Source organism: Ruegeria sp. CH10 (assembly GCF_056537125.1).
The window spans coordinates 116,436-133,958 of record NZ_JBQFQY010000006.1 but is presented as its reverse complement, the minus strand read 5'-3'; the positions used below and the strand labels follow the sequence as shown (position 1 = coordinate 133,958).

The following is a 17,523-nucleotide window of genomic DNA, read 5'->3' as shown; positions in this document are numbered from 1 at the left end:
TGGCAGGCCGACTCTCCACAGGCGCTGAGGACAGCGCCCGACCCTGGGTGGGCGCTGCAAGCGCCCTCCCGGGGGGAGGGTCGGGCGCTGCCCGGCGTTGCCGCCGGGCGAGTGAGTGCTAATGGGACCAAAGCAAGCCATATCGACCGGCTTTCGCAAAGCTGTTGTCTTTTCAGGCAGAGCTTCGCGCGCCGAGTTTTGGTGGTTCGCACCTGTTGCTTCTGTTGTGCCCATTTTTGTCGCGCTGTATTTTGATTGGCGCGTTTCCCTAAACTGGGGAATTGGACAACTGTTTATTGTGATGATGGCCTCACTACCATTGATTTCAGCGATGAGTCGAAGACTCCAAGACACTGGTGAAGAAGGTTATCAGGCCATTTTTCCTTTCATGCCGATAATCCTCTGCTGGCTTGGATATCAGTTGTTCCTTGGGTTCAGCTTGCTTGTCGGTGGGCCAATTCTCTGGCTCATCCTGGCTTTTTTGACCCTTTTGCCAGCATATGTGGCATCTCTAATAGTGAGTGTGATGGTCACATCCAGCATCATTGGCATGATGCTCGTCGCATCCGATTCAGGGGAAAACCGGTTTGGAGCGCCGAGCAGAGCGTTGCCATCATGACCTTCTCTAACGCAATCCGCACCTGTTTCTCCAAATTCTTCACCTTCTCAGGCCGTGCCTCGCGGCCCGAATACTGGTTCTTTTTCCTGTTCATCGTGATCTGGAGCTTTATCGCCGGGATCATCGACTGGCAGTTCTTCACTCAAGTCTCGGTCAGCCAGAGCGACGAAGTGAAATCCGTCTCTGCTACATCCTCGGGGCCGGTGCAGTCCATCGTGACCCTGATCGTATTCCTCCCACATCTGGCGGTCGCGTGGCGGCGGATGCATGATACCGGGCGCAGCGGGCTTTATGCCTTGTTGCCGATCCTGCTGATCCTTGGGGCATTGGCTGTGCTCGTTTTCGGCATCGGTTTCGCCTCGCATTTTCAACACGGCGGAAGTCTGGACATCCTGTTCACGCGCGCCACGCTGCTGATCGTGATTCCGACCCTACTGATCCTGATGATCTCACCCTTGCTGGTGCTGTGGTGGCTGACCCGCCCCAGCGAACCCGGCACAAACAAATATGGTCCCAACCCTTACGAAGTGACTTCATGACCGCTCAACGACCGCACATCACAGCCAGACTCGCGCAAACCGGAAAGGTCCTCTGACATGGTTCTGGTGTGTCACAAGCACAAGTTTGTCTACATGAAGACAACAAAAACGGCGGGCACCTCGACCGAGAAAGCCCTGCAGCCGCTGTGCGAGAAACCCGGGCTGGGTGAGTTGCCCGATGGCGTCGTTCGGATCTCGAAGTACGGGATCGTCGGGGCCAGAGGCATGATTCCGGGTGATCCCTATCCGGCCTGGCAATTCTGGCGTCGCTACAAATATCCGTGGCGCAATCACATGCCTGCCAGCGAGGGCCGCGCAAACCTTGGGCCCAAGCTGTACGACAGCTATACAAAGATCGCCAATGTCCGAAATCCTTTCGACCGGGCGGTGTCGCAATTTCACTTTGCGAAACATCAGAAAAACCTGCCATCCGAAGATTGGGAGACTGAGCTGGAACAATTCCGGGCGTTTATTCGAACCCGAACCTGGTCGATCGACTGGCCCATTGTGTCCATCGACAATCACGTGATCATTGATCGGTTTATCCGCAAAGAGCATCTGGCTGATGATCTGAAAGACCTCTTCGCCAGTTTTGGCCTGCCCGAAGACAGTTTTAAGCTGGGCCATGACAAATCAATGAAAGATCGCCGGAAAGGCATTCCTGTGTCAGACTATTTCGACACGGAAACAATAGATATCGTCCGACAACACATGGCCTGGGTATTCAACAAAATTGGCTACCCCGATCTACCGCAAGACTAAGACCAACACCGAAACCGCCAGCCCATTCGAGGTTCGCATATGACTGAACATACACCCAATTCCGCGTTTCACGCCTCAAGCTTCATGCAGGGGCACAATGCCGAGTATCTGGAGCAGCTTTATGCCCAATACACCAAGAACCCCGGTGCGGTGGATGCCGCCTGGGCCGAGTTCTTCAAGGCTATGGGCGACGCCTCGCCGGATGTTCAGAAAGAGGCCGAGGGGCCGTCTTGGGCGCGGACCGACTGGCCTCCGATGCCGGCCGATGACCTGACGGGTGCACTCACCGGGGAATGGGCCGAGATTGACGCCAAGGCTGCGGGCAAGAAGATCAAGGAAAAGGCCGCCGACAAGGGTGTCGCGGTCAGCGAAGACCAGATCAAACGCGCGGTTCTCGACAGTCTGCGGGCGCTTATGCTGATCCGGGCCTATCGTATTCGGGGCCATCTGGCCGCCAATCTGGACCCTCTGGGCATGCGCGCTGCCAGCAACCATCCTGAACTGGACCCAAAAACCTATGGTTTTGCCGAAGCCGACATGGATCGCCCGATCTTTATCGACAACGTGCTGGGCCTGCAGATGGCCAGCATGCGCCAGATCGTCGAGATCGTGAAGCGCACCTATTGCGGCACCTTCGCGCTGCAATACATGCATATCTCGGACCCCGAACAGGCCGCCTGGCTGAAAGAGCGGATCGAGGGATACGGCAAAGAGATCGCCTTTACCAAGGAAGGCCGCAAAGCCATCCTGAACAAGATGGTCGAGGCCGAAGGCTTCGAGAAATTCCTGCACGTGAAATACATGGGCACCAAGCGGTTTGGTCTGGACGGGGGTGAGGCTCTGATCCCCGCGATGGAACAGATCATCAAGCGCGGCGGCGCGCTGGGTGTGCGTGACATCGTTATCGGCATGCCGCACCGGGGCCGTCTGAACATTCTGGCCAACGTGATGCGCAAGCCTTATCGGGCGATCTTCAACGAATTCCAGGGCGGCAGCTTCAAGCCCGAGGACGTGGACGGCTCGGGCGACGTGAAATACCACCTCGGCGCTTCCAGCGACCGTGAGTTTGATGGCAACAGCGTACACCTGTCGCTGACCGCCAACCCCAGCCACCTTGAGGCGGTGAACCCCGTCGTGCTGGGCAAGGTCCGCGCCAAGCAGGACCAGTTGAACGACACCGACCGGACGGCCGTGATGGGCATCCTTCTGCACGGTGACGCGGCCTTTGCCGGTCAGGGTGTTGTGGCCGAGGGGTTCGGCCTGTCCGGCCTGCGCGGCCACAAAACCGGCGGCACCATGCATATCGTGGTGAACAACCAGATCGGTTTCACCACCGCGCCGCATTTCAGCCGCTCCAGCCCGTATCCCACAGACATTGCACTGATGGTTGAAGCCCCGATCTTCCACGTGAATGGTGACGACCCCGAGGCGGTGGTTCACGCCGCCAAGGTCGCGACCGAGTTCCGTCAGAAATTCCACAAGGACGTGGTTATCGACATCTTCTGCTACCGTCGGTTTGGTCACAACGAGGGCGATGAGCCCATGTTCACCAACCCGATCATGTACAAGAAGATCAAGACGCATAAGACCACGCTGTCTCTGTACACCGAGCGTCTGGTTCAGGACGGTCTGATCCCCGAGGGCGAGATCGAGGATATGAAGGCCGCCTTCCAGGCCCATCTGAATGATGAGTTTGAGGCCGGCAAAGACTATAAACCCAACAAGGCCGACTGGCTGGACGGGCGCTGGTCGCATCTGGACAAAAACAAAGAGGAATACGTCCGCGGCGACACCGCCATCGCGCCTGAGACGCTGGCCGAGGTCGGCAAGGCACTGACCCATGCGCCGGACGACATCGCGGTACACAAAACCGTTGCGCGTCTTTTGGATCACAAGAAACAGATGTTCGAAACCGGCAAGGGCTTTGACTGGGCAACCGGCGAGGCTTTGGCGTTCGGCTCATTGCTGACCGAAGGCTATCCGGTGCGCCTGTCCGGTCAGGACGCCACGCGCGGGACGTTCAGCCAGCGTCATTCGGGGTTTATCCATCAGGAGACTGAGGAACGCTATTACCCCCTGAACAACATCCGCGATGGACAATCGAAATACGAAGTGATCGACTCGATGCTGTCGGAATACGCGGTGCTAGGGTTCGAATATGGCTATTCGCTGGCCGAACCCAACGCGCTGACCCTGTGGGAAGCGCAGTTTGGCGACTTTGCCAACGGCGCACAGATCATGTTCGACCAGTTCATCAGCTCGGGCGAAAGCAAGTGGCTGCGCATGTCTGGTCTGGTCACGCTGCTGCCGCACGGGTTCGAAGGGCAAGGCCCCGAACACTCATCCGCGCGTCTGGAGCGGTTCCTGCAAATGTGCGGTCAGGACAACTGGATCGTGGCGAACTGTACGACGCCTGCGAACTATTTCCACATCCTGCGCCGTCAGCTGCACCGCACCTTCCGCAAGCCGCTGATCCTGGTGACGCCGAAATCGCTGCTGCGCCACAAGCTGGCCGTCAGCACGGCTGAGGATTTCACCACCGGCTCCAGCTTCCACCGCGTGTTGTGGGACGATGCCCAACACGGAAATTCTGAGACCAAGCTGGTCAAGGACGACAAGATCAAACGGGTCGTGATGTGCTCGGGCAAGGTTTACTACGACCTGCTGGAAGAGCGCGACGCGCGTGGTATCGACGACGTCTACCTGATGCGGATCGAGCAATACTATCCGTTCCCGGCGCATTCGCTGATCAACGAACTTGAGCGATTCAAAGGCGCCGAGATCATCTGGTGTCAGGAAGAACCCAAGAACCAGGGGGCCTGGACCTTTATCGAACCCAACATCGAATGGGTCCTGACCCGCATCAAGGCCAAACACACGCGGCCTCGCTATGTCGGGCGCGCCACCTCTGCCTCGCCCGCGACGGGTCTGGCCAGCCAACACAAAGCCCAACAAGAGGCGCTCGTGAACGAAGCGCTGAGCATCGAAGGAAAGTAAACGATGACCATTGAAGTTCGTGTTCCCACGCTTGGCGAATCCGTCACCGAAGCCACGGTTGCGACGTGGTTCAAGAAACCCGGCGATGCCGTGGCCGTGGATGAGATGCTCTGTGAGCTTGAAACCGACAAGGTAACCGTCGAAGTGCCCTCCCCCTCTGCCGGTGTGATGGGCGAGATCGTCGCTGCCGAAGGCGAAACCGTAGGTGTCGATGCCCTGCTGGCCACCATCACCGCAGGCGAAGGCGCAGCCCCTGCCCCAGCGGCAGCAGCTCCGGCAGCGGCGCCGGCAGCGGCCGAAGGCGGCAGCGTCGATGTGATGGTTCCCACGCTGGGTGAATCCGTGACCGAGGCGACCGTCTCCACCTGGTTCAAACAGGTGGGTGATGCGGTCGCGCAGGACGAAATGCTGTGTGAGCTGGAAACCGACAAGGTCTCGGTCGAGGTTCCGGCCCCTGCCGCCGGCGTTCTGGCCGAAATCACTGCACCCGAAGGTACCACCGTGGATGCCACGGCCAAGCTGGCCGTCATCTCAGGCTCGGGCGCTGTTGCAGCCCCGGCAGCAGCTCCGGCAGCTGCTGCAGCCCCAGCGGCTGCGGCCACGGGCAAGGACGTTGCCAATGCGCCATCCGCCGAGAAAGCGATGGCCGAGGCCGGTCTGTCCGCAGGTCAGGTCACCGGCACAGGCCGTGACGGTCGCATCATGAAAGAAGACGTCGCCCGCGCGGTCGCCACGGCAGCAGCGCCCGCACCGGCTGCCGCTCCGGCACCGGCCCCTGCGCCACGTGCGCCTGTGGCCGCTGACGATGCCGCGCGCGAAGAACGCGTCAAGATGACCCGCCTGCGCCAGACCATCGCCAAACGCCTGAAAGACAGCCAGAACACCGCCGCCATGCTGACCACCTACAACGAGGTGGACATGACCGAGGTGATGGCCCTGCGCAGCCAGTACAAGGACCAGTTCGAGAAGAAACACGGTGTCCGTCTGGGCTTTATGTCCTTCTTCACCAAAGCCTGCTGCCACGCGCTGAAAGAAGTGCCCGAGGTGAATGCCGAGATTGACGGCACCGATATCGTCTACAAGAACTTCGTCCATATGGGCGTCGCCGCCGGTACGCCGACCGGTCTGGTGGTTCCGGTGATCCGTGACGCGGACAGCATGTCCTTTGCCGAGATCGAAAAAGCCATCGCCGAAAAAGGCAAGCGCGCCCGTGACGGCAAGTTGTCCATGGCTGAAATGCAGGGCGGCACCTTCACCATCTCGAACGGCGGTGTCTACGGCTCGCTGATGTCCTCGCCGATCCTGAACCCCCCGCAATCGGGTATTCTGGGCATGCACAAGATCCAGGATCGTCCGATGGCGATTAACGGTCAGGTGGTGATCCGCCCGATGATGTATCTGGCGCTGTCCTATGACCACAGGATCGTGGATGGCAAAGGGGCTGTGACCTTCCTTGTCCGCGTGAAAGAGGCGCTGGAAGATCCGCGCCGCCTGCTGATGGATCTGTAATCATGGCAACGCATGTATTATGGCAGGCCGATGTGGCCGATTTCAGCGCCTGGCTGACCGTGTTCCGGGAAGACCGCAAGGTGCGCGAGGCCGCGGGTATCCGCGACCTCCACATCTGGAGCGACCCCGAGCAGAAAGACCATGCCGTCGCTCTGTTCGAGATCCGCGATCTGGACCGCGCGCTCAGCTTTCTGGAATCCGAGGAACTGGCCATGCACCACGAACGTGGCGGCGTGACGCATATCCAGATCAAGGTGCTGTCGCCGGTGTAACCACCTTGGAATCTGTGCCAACCAAACTGAACGGGATGGGTTGAGAAAATCAGGTGTATCTAGAAGCAGAGATATGCCTTTTTCAATCAGAACCTTTTGGAAGAACGAAAGTGCAATACAAGATGCGGGACAGCAAAGTAAACGCAATCAGCCATCTAAAGCCCGGGGCACACCCAGGCTTCATGTCGCGACTTGCAGGCATTCGCTGTCCTGAATGCGCAACTATCCAACCTTTCTCTCGCATGGAACGAACTAATCCGGGCAAGGGATGGAACAAATTCGCTGCGCATGAATGCAAACAGTGCAGCGCACTTCTTTTTTTCACTGGAAAAGGTCGATACAAACGATTTTTTCTTTTGGGCGCGCCCGTTTTTTTTCTTTCTGCATTCCTAGGGGCTTACTTGGTAACCCGCATGGACGGTCTGTCTTACTACAGTGAAGCTCGAAAAGGCGTAGAACCCAACTTTCTAGGTGCATTTTTTATGATCACCTTGTTAATTATCCCGGGTCAACTGTTTTTAAAAAGGTGGGAAGACGTTGCGGTTCTGGCCGAAAAGGATGCACCCGTATGACACCGGAACTCACGGCCCTGACCCTTGCGGCTTTGCTGCAGGTCTTTCAGTTCGCCCTGATGGCCATCCCGGCCAATATCGAACTGGGGCCGGGGAAAACCATGTCCGCACGGGACCGAAGCCGTTTGGGCGGATCGCTTGAGGATCAGCTGTCTGATGGGACGGCGCGGTTGTATCGCGCCATGAACAACCACTTTGAGGGGCTGATCCTGTTCGCGATAGCATGTACGGTCGTGACCCTATCCGGGCAGGCAACCGGTTTTACTGCGGGCTGTGCGTGGATTTACCTGCTGGCGCGTGTCGCCTATGTCCCGGCCTATTACTATGGGCTAAAACCGTGGCGCAGCGTTATCTGGTTTGCCGGGTTTCTGGCCACAACCTTGATGCTTCTGGTCGCGTTGTTCTGATGCGGCCTTGTACACAAATCAGCAATTGGGCGTGAACCACCCCCGTCTCGCCCTGTTGCACCACTGACAAGATGATAACCGCAAGACTGGAAACGAGATAGAAAAGGATACCCATCATGTCTTCCGAGCTTTCGATTCTTGCCCTTTATGGCCTTGTGGTCATTGTTGTCATCCTGGTGAACGTTCTGACTGCCATGTCTCAGGTCGGGCTTATGACGCTGGGCGGTGCACGCGATGATATGCCCCCGCTGACCGGCGTCGCGGGGCGCGTCGAACGGGCCCTTGCCAATTCAGTTGTGGCGCTGGCCCTGTTTGCGCCTGCCATTCTGATCCTGTCGGCCAAAGACGCCTTTACCGGCGGCACCCTGCTGGCCGCCCAAATCTTTCTGATCGCGCGGATCGCTTTTGTACCGATCTACGCCTTTGCCATCCCCGTTCCGTTCCTGCGCACCATTGTCTGGCTGGCAGGTTTCCTCGCAACGGCTTATCTTTACCTGCAAGCTCTGTAGAGCCTGAATAGCCGCGTCCCTTAAGGCGCGGCCAAGACACACCAAGGAGTGCCCTTTATGTCCAGCTATGACGTCATCGTAATCGGAGCCGGTCCCGGCGGCTATGTCTGTGCCATCCGCTGCGCCCAGCTGGGCCTGAAAACCGCTGTGGTCGAAGGGCGTGAGACCCTGGGCGGCACCTGTCTGAATGTGGGCTGTATCCCGTCCAAGGCGCTGCTGCACGCCAGCCATCAGCTGCACGAGGCCGAACATAACTTTGCCAAGATGGGTCTGAAGGGCAAAAGCCCCTCGGTCGATTGGAAGCAGATGCAGGCCTACAAAGAGGAAACGATCGAAGGCAACACCAAGGGCATTGAGTTCCTGTTCAAGAAGAACAAGATCGATTGGCTGAAAGGCTGGGGCTCGATCCCAGCTGCCGGTCAGGTCAAGGTCGGTGATGAGGTCCATACCGCCAAGAACATCATCATCGCCTCGGGCTCGGAACCGGCGTCGCTGCCCGGTGTTGAAGTGGATGAGAAAGTCGTTGTGACCTCGACCGGGGCGCTGTCACTGGGCAAAATCCCGAAAAAGATGGTCGTCATCGGCGCAGGCGTGATCGGCTTGGAATTGGGTTCGGTCTATCAGCGTCTGGGCGCTGAGGTGACGGTGATCGAATTCCTCGACGTGATCACGCCCGGCATGGACCCCGAGGTGCAGAAGACCTTCCAGCGTATTCTCAAGAAACAGGGCCTGAACTTTGTCATGGGTGCGGCGGTGCAAAAGACCGAAGCCACCAAGACCAAGGCCAAGGTGACCTACAAGCTGCGCAAAGATGACAGCGAACATGTGATCGACGCCGACACCGTTCTGGTCGCCACCGGGCGCAAGCCCTTCTCGGACGGGCTGGGCCTTGAGGCTCTGGGCGTTGAAATGACGCAGCGCGGTCAGATCAAGGTCGGCAGCGACTGGCAGACCAACGTGCCCGGCATCTATGCCATCGGTGACGTAACCGAGGGCCCGATGCTGGCTCACAAAGCCGAAGACGAAGGCATGGCCGCTGCCGAACAGGTCGCAGGCAAGCATGGTCATGTGAATTACGGCGTCATCCCGGGCGTGATCTACACCTGGCCCGAGGTCGCCAATGTGGGCGAAACCGAAGAGACGCTCAAGGCTGCTGGCCGCGCCTACAAGGTGGGTAAGTTCATGTTCATGGGCAATGGCCGCGCCAAGGCGAACTTTGCCGCTGATGGGTTCGTCAAGATTCTGGCCGACAAGGAAACCGACCGCATTCTGGGGGCCCATATCATCGGCCCGGCAGCGGGCGATTTGATTCACGAGGTCTGTGTCGCCATGGAATTCGGCGCCTCAGCCGAGGATCTGGCCCTGACCTGTCACGCCCACCCGACCTATTCCGAAGCCGTGCGCGAAGCCGCGCTGGCCTGTGGCGATGGACCGATCCACAGCTGATTAAGCTGCAAAGAAACACCTGAAAGGCGGGCCTCAAGGCCCGCCTTTTTTCTGCCCTTGTACAGGCTTATTTTTGCTCACGTTAAGGTTGATTTCGAGAACGTGTCTGGTTCGAACCGGCATTTAGAGAACGAAATCGATTGAGGCTTTTATGAGATTTGTATTCCTGTGCGCGGCAGCGCTTTTAGTCACCCTATTCACTGGTCAGGATGCACAGGCCGCGCGCGGCGGCGGTGTCTGGGGCACCTCGGAAGAAATGAGCCTGATTACCCCGACCGAGATCACGGACAATTCCGGGCAAGCTTTGTCATTGTGCCATCTCACCAAGAAGACCCACATCATGTTTGCAGGTGTTTGGCGCAGCTCGATCGGCTACGTCATGGCACCCAACAGCTGCGACAGCGACAGCTACTACCCTTTGGACGCGGATGATGTGACGCTGGGCAAGACACTGGGTGATTTTCCCGCCGATCTGCCCGACCAGCCGGTCATGTCGCGTACTGATATGATCTCGGGCTTTTGGGGGCTGGGTGCAATTGTCGTGCTTTTGATCTTTGCCGGGTTGAAGAAAGCCGGACAATCCAAGCGCAAAGCTCAGCGTCACTCTGAAATCGGAACCGTTCACCCGGCCGCCCTGCAGGCGATGGATGCCATGTGTCACGCTGCCAAAGCAGATGGCCGTTTGGACCCGTCCGAGATTGCCACCATGGCGGGCATCGCCAAACAGATCACAGGCGAAAGCTTTGATGAGGCGCGCATTCGCCGTATGTTCGAAATGGCCGAGGCCAAACCGACCGACGCGCAGTTTGCAGCCTTTGGAACCGGGTTGACGTTCGACCAAAAGCGGATGGTCCTGCAAGCCACCCTGATGATCGCCGCTGCGGACGGCAATCTGGATCGGGACGAGACGGTCTTTGTCCAAAAACTGGCGCGTGGATTGGGCATTAACATGGACGAAGTCAAAGCGATGTTCGCGGCCATGACCGCGCAACCGGCCTGACCTACCACATCGTTTTAGCGGCGCGCGCTCCCCATTCTGCGTCGTAGTGCGCGCCGCCTTCTTCGCCATTTGATGCCTCGGCCAAAATCTGACCCATGGTGGGCAGGTCCGAGGTTTCATCATCACCGCTCCAGGTCCGGGCGCGCAGCAGTGCACGGGCGCATTGCGAATAAATTTCGGAAATCTCGATCACAGCGACTGTAGCGGGCAGCTTTCCGTTCTTTTCGAACCGGGCCCGCAGGTCAGTATCGGTTGTCAGCCGTGCGGTACCGTTTACCCGTATCACGTTGTTTGATCCCGGCACCATGAACATCAACGACACGCGCGGATCACGCACGATGTTACGCAAGGAATCCAAGCGGTTGTTGCCCCGCCAATCCGGCATGGCCAGCGTTTTGGGGTCAAGCTCTGCCACCACCGGGCCGTCGTCACCGCGCGGGCTGCCATCGGTTCCTTCAGGGCCCACGGTGCTGAGGATGCACAGACGCGAGGCCATGATCCATTTGCGATAAAGAGGCGTCAGGCTGAACGCCACTTTGCGCAGCGCGGGGGCTGCGGTGGTTCCGTAAAGCGACTCGAGCGTTTCGATATCTTCAATGAATTCCATCCGGATTGAACCCCACTTCTTTCATCAAGGCATTGGATCGTGTTTCGATGTCGTCTTCCAAACGGCTTAGAAAATCATCCCGCCCGACGCCCGGTTCAATAGGGTCAAGAAATTCGACAATCGCCAAGCCGGGTTTGCGCAGAATGCCCGAGCGGGGCCAGAAGACACCCGCATTGGTGGCAGCCGGAACGCAGGGAAAGCCAAGCCCCTCATACAAAACTGCTGTCCCGACCTTATAGGGCTTGCACAATCCGGGTGCCACACGCGTGCCCTGCGGGTAGATGACCAGCTGTCCGGGCTCGGAGAACTCTTTTGCGACATCCTTGACCATCTTGGCCACCGCCGCGCCCTTTTTGCCCCGATCCACCGGAATGCAACCAAGACGTTTGGCGTAAATCCCGATAATCGGCGTCCACATCAGCTCTTTCTTCATGATGAACTTGGCCTGAGGTACGGCGTTGAAAATCATAATGATGTCCAGAAAGGACTGATGCTTGGCCCCGATGACCACCTCATCTACGGGCGGAGTACCGCGAACCTCGGTGCGCAGCCCGATCATCCAGCGGGCCAGCCACATTGTGGTGGCTGCATAGGTCTTGCACGCCTGCCGTGCGCCGCGCTTGGCGAACAGGGCGTAGGGGGCGAAGACAATGCCCAGGATCAGCATCCAGACATAAATCACGATCATGAAGATCAGTGAGCGTATCCATTGAAGCGCAAGAGCCATTACGACAGTTCCTTCAATTTACGGCTGGCGGCGGTCCAGGTGGCCAGAAAGGCAACGGTCGCGCCCAGCACCGGGATCAACGCGGGCAAGAGCCAGCCCAATCCCTGAAAACCCAGACCAGTCAGAAACCCGCCCTCATCCGAGGCCTCGGGCAGCAGCAGCACCCCGGTCATGCCCAGCAACACGCCGACAACGGCGCCAAAAAAGGCGCGATAGGTGAACCGCCGCACAAAGGCGCGGGCAATAAAGCCATCTCGCGCACCGATCAGACGCAGGACGCCGATGATCTGCGCGTTGGCCGCCAGCGAGGCATTCGCGGCCAGCGTGATCATTGCCGCCGTCGCGCCACCAATCAGCAGGATCGAAATCCAGCCCAGCCGCCGCAGCGACATCGCCGCATCCACCAACGGCTCGCGCCAGCGGGTGTGGTCGTCCAATACCGCGCCCGGTACCTCGGCCCCCAGACGCAGGCGGAGGCCAGTGGCGTCCAGACCGGGTTCACCCTCGACAATCTCGATCAGTTGCGGGATGGGCAGCGTCTCAAGCGGCAAGTCAGGGCCGAACCATGGCGACAGCAGTGCGGCCTGTTCTTCGGCCGTCAGGGCCCGGGCCGATGCGATGCCGGGGGTCTGGCGCAGCACTGTCAGTGCCGCCTCGGTCTGAGCCGCAAGCTGATCTGCCGGCGCATTGATCCGCAAGGTGGCCGCCCCGGCCAATTCGCTGGCCCATCGGTCGGCCAACCGCCCCGAAGCCAACGACAACGCCAGCGCAAACACGGCAAGAAACGCCATCGCACCCGAGACAAACAGCGTCAGCTGCGCCGTATAGCCGGTGGGCGGCACAACCTTGTCCGCCCGTGTATCCCGTTGCAGCAGGTTCCGGATCATCCCTTTGCTCATAAATCCGCCCCCGCCAATTGCACCTGACGTTGCGAGATGCGCAGCACCCGCGCCTGAACCTGGCTTTTGGCGGCGCGGATCAGGCTCAGGTCATGGGTAGCGATCAGCACTGTTTTGCCCATCTTGTTCAACTCGACCAGCAACCGCAGCAGACGTTGCGACATTTCCCAATCCACATTGCCTGTCGGTTCGTCCGCCAGAACCACATCCGGCGACAGGATAACCGCGCGGGCCAGTGCGGCGCGCTGACGCTCACCCCCCGACAGTTCCGGTGGGCGCGCCTCAAGACGCGCGCCGAGGCCGACCCAGGACAACAATTCGCTCAGATCATCTGGCTGCGCGGATTCGGCGCGCCCCGACACCATCAGCGGCAAGGCTACGTTCTCAGCCACCGTCATGTGATCCAGAAACTGACAATCCTGATGCACGACCCCGATCCGACGGCGCAACAGGGCCATCTGATCCCGATCCAGGCCCGACACATCCTGTTCGAACGCGCTGAGTCGACCGGATGTAGGCAACAGCGCCCCATAACACAGCTTAAGCAATGTGGTCTTGCCCGCGCCGGACGGGCCGGTCAAAAAGTGGAACGAACCTGCCTGCAATTGCAAGGACACGTTACTCAGCAATTCACCGCCGCCATAGGTATAGCTGACGTTTTCCAGCTCGATCACAGGGGCCCCCGTTTTAGTTGCCGCCCTTCTTGCCCGAGCGCGGATGTTGTTTCAATGCCTGCATCGGGTCGAATTGGTGACACTTATGCCGCGAAACCGAAAACACCCTTTGCGGTCAGGTCTTAACGGAATATCATCCCTGAAAAAACTATTATCGGGGCCGCGGCCCGACCAGGAGGCAGCATGCGTCTTACTTGTCCCAATTGCAGCGCTCAGTACGAGGTGCCCGACGAGGTTATCCCGGAAGAGGGCCGCGATGTCCAATGCTCGAATTGCGAGAAAACCTGGTTTCAGGCCAAGTACCCGGATCAGCCCGCCCCTGCCGCAGCCCAGCCTGTAGCCGAGGACACACCACCCGAGCCTGAGCCCGCCCCGGTTGAAGAGCCCAAGTCCAAAGGAACGGACATCAAGGTCGAGGTTAAACCGAAAGACACGCCACAGCCTGAACCTGAACCTGAACCTGAACCTGAACCTGAACCTGAACCTGCCCCGCCCACCGAGAAACCCGCGGCAACCGGAAATATCGACCCCGCCGTTGCCAGTATCCTGCAGGAAGAAGCAAGCCGCGAGGCGGACCTGCGTGCGCAGGAGGGCAGCAGCCTGGAAACTCAGCCGGATCTGGCGTTGGATACACCGGCCGAACCTGACCCGGATACAGACCGCGCGATCAAAGAGCTGACAACATCTGAGACGGCCCAAGACGCAGGGCAAAAAGATGCGCTGCCCGATGTCGACGCGATCAATTCAACGTTGCGCAAAGAAGACATCATGGTCGGGGATGGTGACGGGGACGAGGCGCCGCGTAAATCCGGTGGCTTTATGCGCGGTTTTGCCCTGATCCTTATCATCGGAATTGTGCTGGTGCTGATCTACGGCAACGCCCAGCAGATCAGCGAGGCAGTCCCGCAGGCCGACCCGATCCTTGAGCCCTATGTTTCAATGGTAGATCAGGCCCGCATTTGGCTTGAGGCTCAGACCTCGGGCTCAGCACAGAACTGACAAATGGCGTGTGTCGCGGCTGTACAATCAGCCGCGAGCATCCGCAATCCGTTCAGACCGAACGACCAGCCACAGCGCGCCTGCGTCACTATGGCGGATGTTGTGCGAAACAATTCGGACGTATCGCGCCTGACTGAAAACAGCGTCATTCATCAGCGCGGATGCAATCTATGACTCATTGGTCTGAACTCTTCCCTCTTATCTTTTTTCCGTTCAAAATCATTGTGCTGGGCGTGGGCATGTTCTTTGCCATCAAGTGGCATGTCGATCAGGACAAAAAGAAAAGAACCGAAGGCCAGGACAAGAACCAGCCATCCGTCTGACACGCTTTCCAAAGGGTTTGGGGCGGTATAGACTCATTTTCCGCCCACCGGTCTGTCCCCCCGCTGATGTCGGAGAGACGAGCGAACGCAAAGAGCCCGGGGCCTAGAACCGCTCCAACAACCGTTTCAGATATTCCAGTTCGACCTCCGGACGGTCCGTTTCGCCGGTGCGGCGGCGGATTTCATCCAGTAGCTCACGGGCGCGGCGATACACGTCCTCGCCCTGCAGCAGGCTGTCATCGGTCGAAAGCGAGCCGCTTGATCCCGGGCTGCGGCCCAGCGGATCGCGGTTATTGGCCTGCATGTCGCCCTCTTGCGTGCCCTGACCCGGCTGGTTCTGCTGGTTTTGCGCCAAGGCTTCGCCCAGAGATCGCATACCTTCACGCAGGGCCTCCATCGCTTCGGACTGGCGGTCTATGGCTTCGGCCAGATCATCGCCACGCAGCGCCTCTTCGGCCTCATCCATGGCACGGCCAGCCCGGCCCAGCGCCTCGCGCGCATCTTCACCTTCGGGTGTTCCGGCACCGGGCAGGTTTTGCTGCTGGCGCCCCAGCTCGTCGCGCAGGGCCTGCTGGCGATCGGCAAGCGATCCCTGCCCCTGCGGATTGCCTTCGGCCTGATCCGAACCCTGACCCTGACCGCCCTGACCTTCGTGGCTCTGGCCCCGGCCCAGACCACCATTGCGGCCCTCGTTGCCTTCGCTTTCACCGGCCTGCGCACCGGGGTTGAACTGTTCCTGCAGATCGCGGAAGGCCTGATCGCTCAGGCCCTGCTGTTCGCGCAGGGTTTCCGCCAGCCCCTCCATGGCCTGCTGGCCTTCGGATTGCTGACCCTGGCCCTGACCTTGGGTGACGCGCATGTTTTCCATCATCTGCTGGAACTCTTCCAGCGCCTGCTGCGCCTCGGCCATGCGGCCCTGTTCCATCAGTTCCTGAATGCGGTCCATCATCCGCTGCAGGTCATCCTGCGTCATTTGCAGGGTTTCGCCATTCTGACCCTGCTGGTTATCGTCAAACTCACCATTTTCCTGCGCCAGACGCTGGAGCTGGCGCATATAGTCCTGCGTCGCCTCGCGCAGTTCCTGCATCAACTCCGCGATCTCTTCGTCGGTGGCCCCGTTTTTCATCGCTTCAGACAAACGTTCCTGTGCCCGGCGCATGCGTTCCAACGCATCGGCCAGCGTGCCCTCTTCGATGATGATCGCCAGTTCCCAAAGGGCCTGCGCAATCTCTTCCTGCTGCTTGGGCTTCAGATCATATTTGGTGAACGCCTCAAGCCGCCGCAAAGTCACGCGCAGCCGCAGATAGGCGGTATCCGAGCGGAAGAACCCCTCGGGCAGATGCGACACGGCCCGCAGAATTTGCGCAACCCGCGGCGCGTTTTCGCGCGACCACAGCAGGTCGCGACGCTGTTCGATCACCGCTGCTGCCAGCGGGTCAAAGAACCGCCGCGCGGGCAGGTTGGTCATATATGGCTCGGACTGGCTTTCCTGATCGGCCGCGTCCCGCGCCGTCAACGTGATCCGCACCGGCAGATGCGCCCAAGGGTGCTGTGAGAAATCTTCGATCAGGTCCTCGGTGAAATCATCCCGGTCGCCGGTGATCGGCATCGGCAGTTCCACCTCGATCACGTCGCGCGCCTCGGGGGCCACGGTCAGGCCATAGTCCCGATCTACAGCAGCCAAATCCAGTTCGATCGTGGCGGTGCCGGACACAACACCATAATCATCGCTGGCCGCAAAGGGCAGTTTCATCTGCCCGCCCGCCTCAGACTCGGCCTCATCGGCAACGCCAATGGCGGGAGCAGTGTCGGCAATGACGTCCAAAACCCAGTCACGGCCCGAGGGGCCTGTGATCTTCAACTCTCCGGACCGATCAGCGACAAATTCCTGTTCTGGCTCTGCTGCATCCTGCGTGCCCAACGGTGTGCTGGTTTCAGTCAGGCTGTGCGCGCCGACCTCACCATAAAAGCGCAGGGTGATGCGACTGCCCTGCGGGATCGACAATGTCGGGTCGGTCTGATCCGCCAGATAAAGCGTCGGCAAGCCGGTATAGCGTGGCGGCTCAACCCAGCCTTCCCAGCTAGGGCCCTGCCCGGCCACGGCAGCGCCGGGGGCCATCTCTGCGACCGATCCTATGCGCCAGAAAGAGCCGAACAACGCTGCGATCACCAGCGCCAACAAGGCCATGTATCGCAGAGCATAGGGGTCACGCTCAGCCAGCCGCAGATCAGGCTTAACCCGCTCGGCCAGCGCCGCGCGTTGCGCCATACGTGTCTGGTGCGCCTGCCAGATCGCGACTGAATCCGCATCCATCGACCCGATAGCCTGATCATCCAACAGCGCCTGTATCGGGCGTCCCGGCAGGGATTCGTCCAACCGCGTCAGCGCCTCGATGCGGGATGGGAAATGGAATCGCCTGATCCCAAGAACCAGCGCTGCCACCAGACCGATCAGCGCCACGGCACCAACCGCCCAGACCATTTCAACACGAACCAGGTCCTGCAAGCCCAGCATCAAAACGGCCAGAATCGCCATGAAAACAGTGAAAAAGGGCCAAAACGCGCGCAAAACCTGCTCAGCGAGCATCCCTGCATGCGTCAGCCACAGGGATGGTCTTGGTATCGGCAGGGTCGGTCTTGCGGTCAAGGCGGGCCTCCGTCA

Annotated in this window: 18 protein-coding genes; 13 read left to right on the top strand and 5 right to left on the bottom strand. The window is 59.5% G+C overall.

The features are described from left to right. Nucleotides 1-121: 121 nt before the first annotated feature. From ACRZ94_RS17130 to ACRZ94_RS17080, 11 genes are all read left to right on the top strand, one after another. Nucleotides 122-619, top strand: a complete 498-nt coding sequence (locus tag ACRZ94_RS17130) for a DUF805 domain-containing protein (protein WP_480655452.1) — start codon at nt 122-124, stop codon at nt 617-619. Next, nucleotides 616-1,158, top strand: coding sequence for a DUF805 domain-containing protein (locus ACRZ94_RS17125; RefSeq protein ID WP_480797901.1), 543 nt, complete (start codon nt 616-618; stop codon nt 1,156-1,158). Before ACRZ94_RS17130 ends, ACRZ94_RS17125 begins: the two co-directional genes overlap by 4 nt. Before the next feature lie 57 nt (nt 1,159-1,215). Next, nucleotides 1,216-1,920 carry a sulfotransferase family 2 domain-containing protein gene (locus ACRZ94_RS17120; RefSeq protein ID WP_480797900.1) on the top strand — a complete coding sequence of 235 codons (705 nt, stop codon included), beginning with the start codon at nt 1,216-1,218 and terminating at the stop codon, nt 1,918-1,920. 39 nt (nt 1,921-1,959) lie between these two features. Then, nucleotides 1,960-4,917: a 2-oxoglutarate dehydrogenase E1 component gene (locus ACRZ94_RS17115; RefSeq protein ID WP_480797899.1), complete on the top strand. Its 2,958-nt coding sequence runs from the start codon at nt 1,960-1,962 to the stop codon at nt 4,915-4,917. A 3-nt stretch (nt 4,918-4,920) separates the two neighbouring features. Next, nucleotides 4,921-6,426 carry a 2-oxoglutarate dehydrogenase complex dihydrolipoyllysine-residue succinyltransferase gene (gene odhB / locus ACRZ94_RS17110; RefSeq protein WP_480655460.1) on the top strand — a complete coding sequence of 502 codons (1,506 nt, stop codon included), beginning with the start codon at nt 4,921-4,923 and terminating at the stop codon, nt 6,424-6,426. Nucleotides 6,427-6,428: 2 nt separating this feature from the next. After that, complete coding sequence (locus ACRZ94_RS17105; RefSeq protein WP_480655462.1) at nt 6,429-6,698, top strand: hypothetical protein; 270 nt, start codon at nt 6,429-6,431, stop codon at nt 6,696-6,698. 53 nt (nt 6,699-6,751) lie between these two features. Then, nucleotides 6,752-7,270 carry a hypothetical protein gene (locus ACRZ94_RS17100; protein WP_480797898.1) on the top strand — a complete coding sequence of 173 codons (519 nt, stop codon included), beginning with the start codon at nt 6,752-6,754 and terminating at the stop codon, nt 7,268-7,270. After that, nucleotides 7,267-7,677, top strand: coding sequence for an MAPEG family protein (locus tag ACRZ94_RS17095; RefSeq protein WP_480655466.1), 411 nt, complete (start codon nt 7,267-7,269; stop codon nt 7,675-7,677). Before ACRZ94_RS17100 ends, ACRZ94_RS17095 begins: the two co-directional genes overlap by 4 nt. 116 nt (nt 7,678-7,793) lie before the next feature. After that, nucleotides 7,794-8,186: an MAPEG family protein gene (locus ACRZ94_RS17090; protein ID WP_480655468.1), complete on the top strand. Its 393-nt coding sequence runs from the start codon at nt 7,794-7,796 to the stop codon at nt 8,184-8,186. A 57-nt stretch (nt 8,187-8,243) separates the two neighbouring features. Further along, entirely contained in the window at nt 8,244-9,632 is a 1,389-nt protein-coding gene (gene lpdA, locus ACRZ94_RS17085; protein WP_480797897.1) for a dihydrolipoyl dehydrogenase, read from the top strand. 151 nt (nt 9,633-9,783) lie between these two features. Beyond that, nucleotides 9,784-10,632, top strand: a complete 849-nt coding sequence (locus ACRZ94_RS17080; RefSeq protein ID WP_480797896.1) for a tellurite resistance TerB family protein — start codon at nt 9,784-9,786, stop codon at nt 10,630-10,632. Between the two features lies 1 nt (nt 10,633). On the opposite strand, the gene ACRZ94_RS17075 is transcribed toward ACRZ94_RS17080, so the two are convergent. The 4 genes from ACRZ94_RS17075 to ACRZ94_RS17060 are packed head-to-tail and all read right to left on the bottom strand — an operon-like array spanning nt 10,634 to nt 13,539. Further along, nucleotides 10,634-11,239 carry a pyridoxamine 5'-phosphate oxidase family protein gene (locus ACRZ94_RS17075; protein WP_480655474.1) on the bottom strand — a complete coding sequence of 202 codons (606 nt, stop codon included), beginning with the start codon at nt 11,237-11,239 and terminating at the stop codon, nt 10,634-10,636. After that, nucleotides 11,226-11,966, bottom strand: coding sequence for a lysophospholipid acyltransferase family protein (locus ACRZ94_RS17070; protein ID WP_480655476.1), 741 nt, complete (start codon nt 11,964-11,966; stop codon nt 11,226-11,228). Before ACRZ94_RS17070 ends, ACRZ94_RS17075 begins: the two co-directional genes overlap by 14 nt. Further along, nucleotides 11,966-12,865, bottom strand: a complete 900-nt coding sequence (locus ACRZ94_RS17065; RefSeq protein WP_480797895.1) for a cell division protein FtsX — start codon at nt 12,863-12,865, stop codon at nt 11,966-11,968. The genes ACRZ94_RS17070 and ACRZ94_RS17065 overlap by 1 nt, the downstream gene beginning before the upstream one ends. Further along, nucleotides 12,862-13,539, bottom strand: a complete 678-nt coding sequence (locus ACRZ94_RS17060; protein ID WP_480655480.1) for a cell division ATP-binding protein FtsE — start codon at nt 13,537-13,539, stop codon at nt 12,862-12,864. Before ACRZ94_RS17060 ends, ACRZ94_RS17065 begins: the two co-directional genes overlap by 4 nt. A gap of 183 nt (nt 13,540-13,722) precedes the next feature. On the opposite strand from ACRZ94_RS17060, the gene ACRZ94_RS17055 reads away from it, so the two are divergent. Then, on the top strand, nt 13,723-14,538 hold the full coding sequence (locus tag ACRZ94_RS17055; RefSeq protein WP_480797894.1) for a zinc-ribbon domain-containing protein: 816 nt from the start codon (nt 13,723-13,725) through the stop codon (nt 14,536-14,538). A gap of 170 nt (nt 14,539-14,708) precedes the next feature. Further along, a complete protein-coding gene (locus ACRZ94_RS17050; RefSeq protein WP_480655485.1) occupies nt 14,709-14,861 on the top strand; it encodes a hypothetical protein in 153 nt (50 codons plus the stop codon). A gap of 103 nt (nt 14,862-14,964) precedes the next feature. Here ACRZ94_RS17050 and ACRZ94_RS17045 read toward each other — a convergent pair whose 3' ends face one another. After that, complete coding sequence (locus tag ACRZ94_RS17045; protein ID WP_480655487.1) at nt 14,965-17,508, bottom strand: TIGR02302 family protein; 2,544 nt, start codon at nt 17,506-17,508, stop codon at nt 14,965-14,967. Nucleotides 17,509-17,523 lie beyond the last annotated feature (15 nt).

Bases quoted from the DNA above. Each gene is read 5' to 3' on its own strand.
- ACRZ94_RS17095 (WP_480655466.1), top strand. From the start codon at position 7,267: ATGACACCGGAACTCACGGCCCTGACCCTTGCGGCTTTGCTGCAGGTC.
- ACRZ94_RS17065 (WP_480797895.1), bottom strand. From the start codon at position 12,865: ATGAGCAAAGGGATGATCCGGAACCTGCTGCAACGGGATACACGGGCG.
- ACRZ94_RS17090 (WP_480655468.1), top strand. From the start codon at position 7,794: ATGTCTTCCGAGCTTTCGATTCTTGCCCTTTATGGCCTTGTGGTCATT.
- ACRZ94_RS17055 (WP_480797894.1), top strand. From the start codon at position 13,723: ATGCGTCTTACTTGTCCCAATTGCAGCGCTCAGTACGAGGTGCCCGAC.
- ACRZ94_RS17070 (WP_480655476.1), bottom strand. From the start codon at position 11,966: ATGGCTCTTGCGCTTCAATGGATACGCTCACTGATCTTCATGATCGTG.
- ACRZ94_RS17115 (WP_480797899.1), top strand. From the start codon at position 1,960: ATGACTGAACATACACCCAATTCCGCGTTTCACGCCTCAAGCTTCATG.
- ACRZ94_RS17050 (WP_480655485.1), top strand. From the start codon at position 14,709: ATGACTCATTGGTCTGAACTCTTCCCTCTTATCTTTTTTCCGTTCAAA.
- ACRZ94_RS17075 (WP_480655474.1), bottom strand. From the start codon at position 11,239: ATGGAATTCATTGAAGATATCGAAACGCTCGAGTCGCTTTACGGAACC.
- ACRZ94_RS17125 (WP_480797901.1), top strand. From the start codon at position 616: ATGACCTTCTCTAACGCAATCCGCACCTGTTTCTCCAAATTCTTCACC.
- ACRZ94_RS17130 (WP_480655452.1), top strand. From the start codon at position 122: ATGGGACCAAAGCAAGCCATATCGACCGGCTTTCGCAAAGCTGTTGTC.
- ACRZ94_RS17120 (WP_480797900.1), top strand. From the start codon at position 1,216: ATGGTTCTGGTGTGTCACAAGCACAAGTTTGTCTACATGAAGACAACA.
- ACRZ94_RS17080 (WP_480797896.1), top strand. From the start codon at position 9,784: ATGAGATTTGTATTCCTGTGCGCGGCAGCGCTTTTAGTCACCCTATTC.
- lpdA (WP_480797897.1), top strand. From the start codon at position 8,244: ATGTCCAGCTATGACGTCATCGTAATCGGAGCCGGTCCCGGCGGCTAT.
- ACRZ94_RS17105 (WP_480655462.1), top strand. From the start codon at position 6,429: ATGGCAACGCATGTATTATGGCAGGCCGATGTGGCCGATTTCAGCGCC.
- odhB (WP_480655460.1), top strand. From the start codon at position 4,921: ATGACCATTGAAGTTCGTGTTCCCACGCTTGGCGAATCCGTCACCGAA.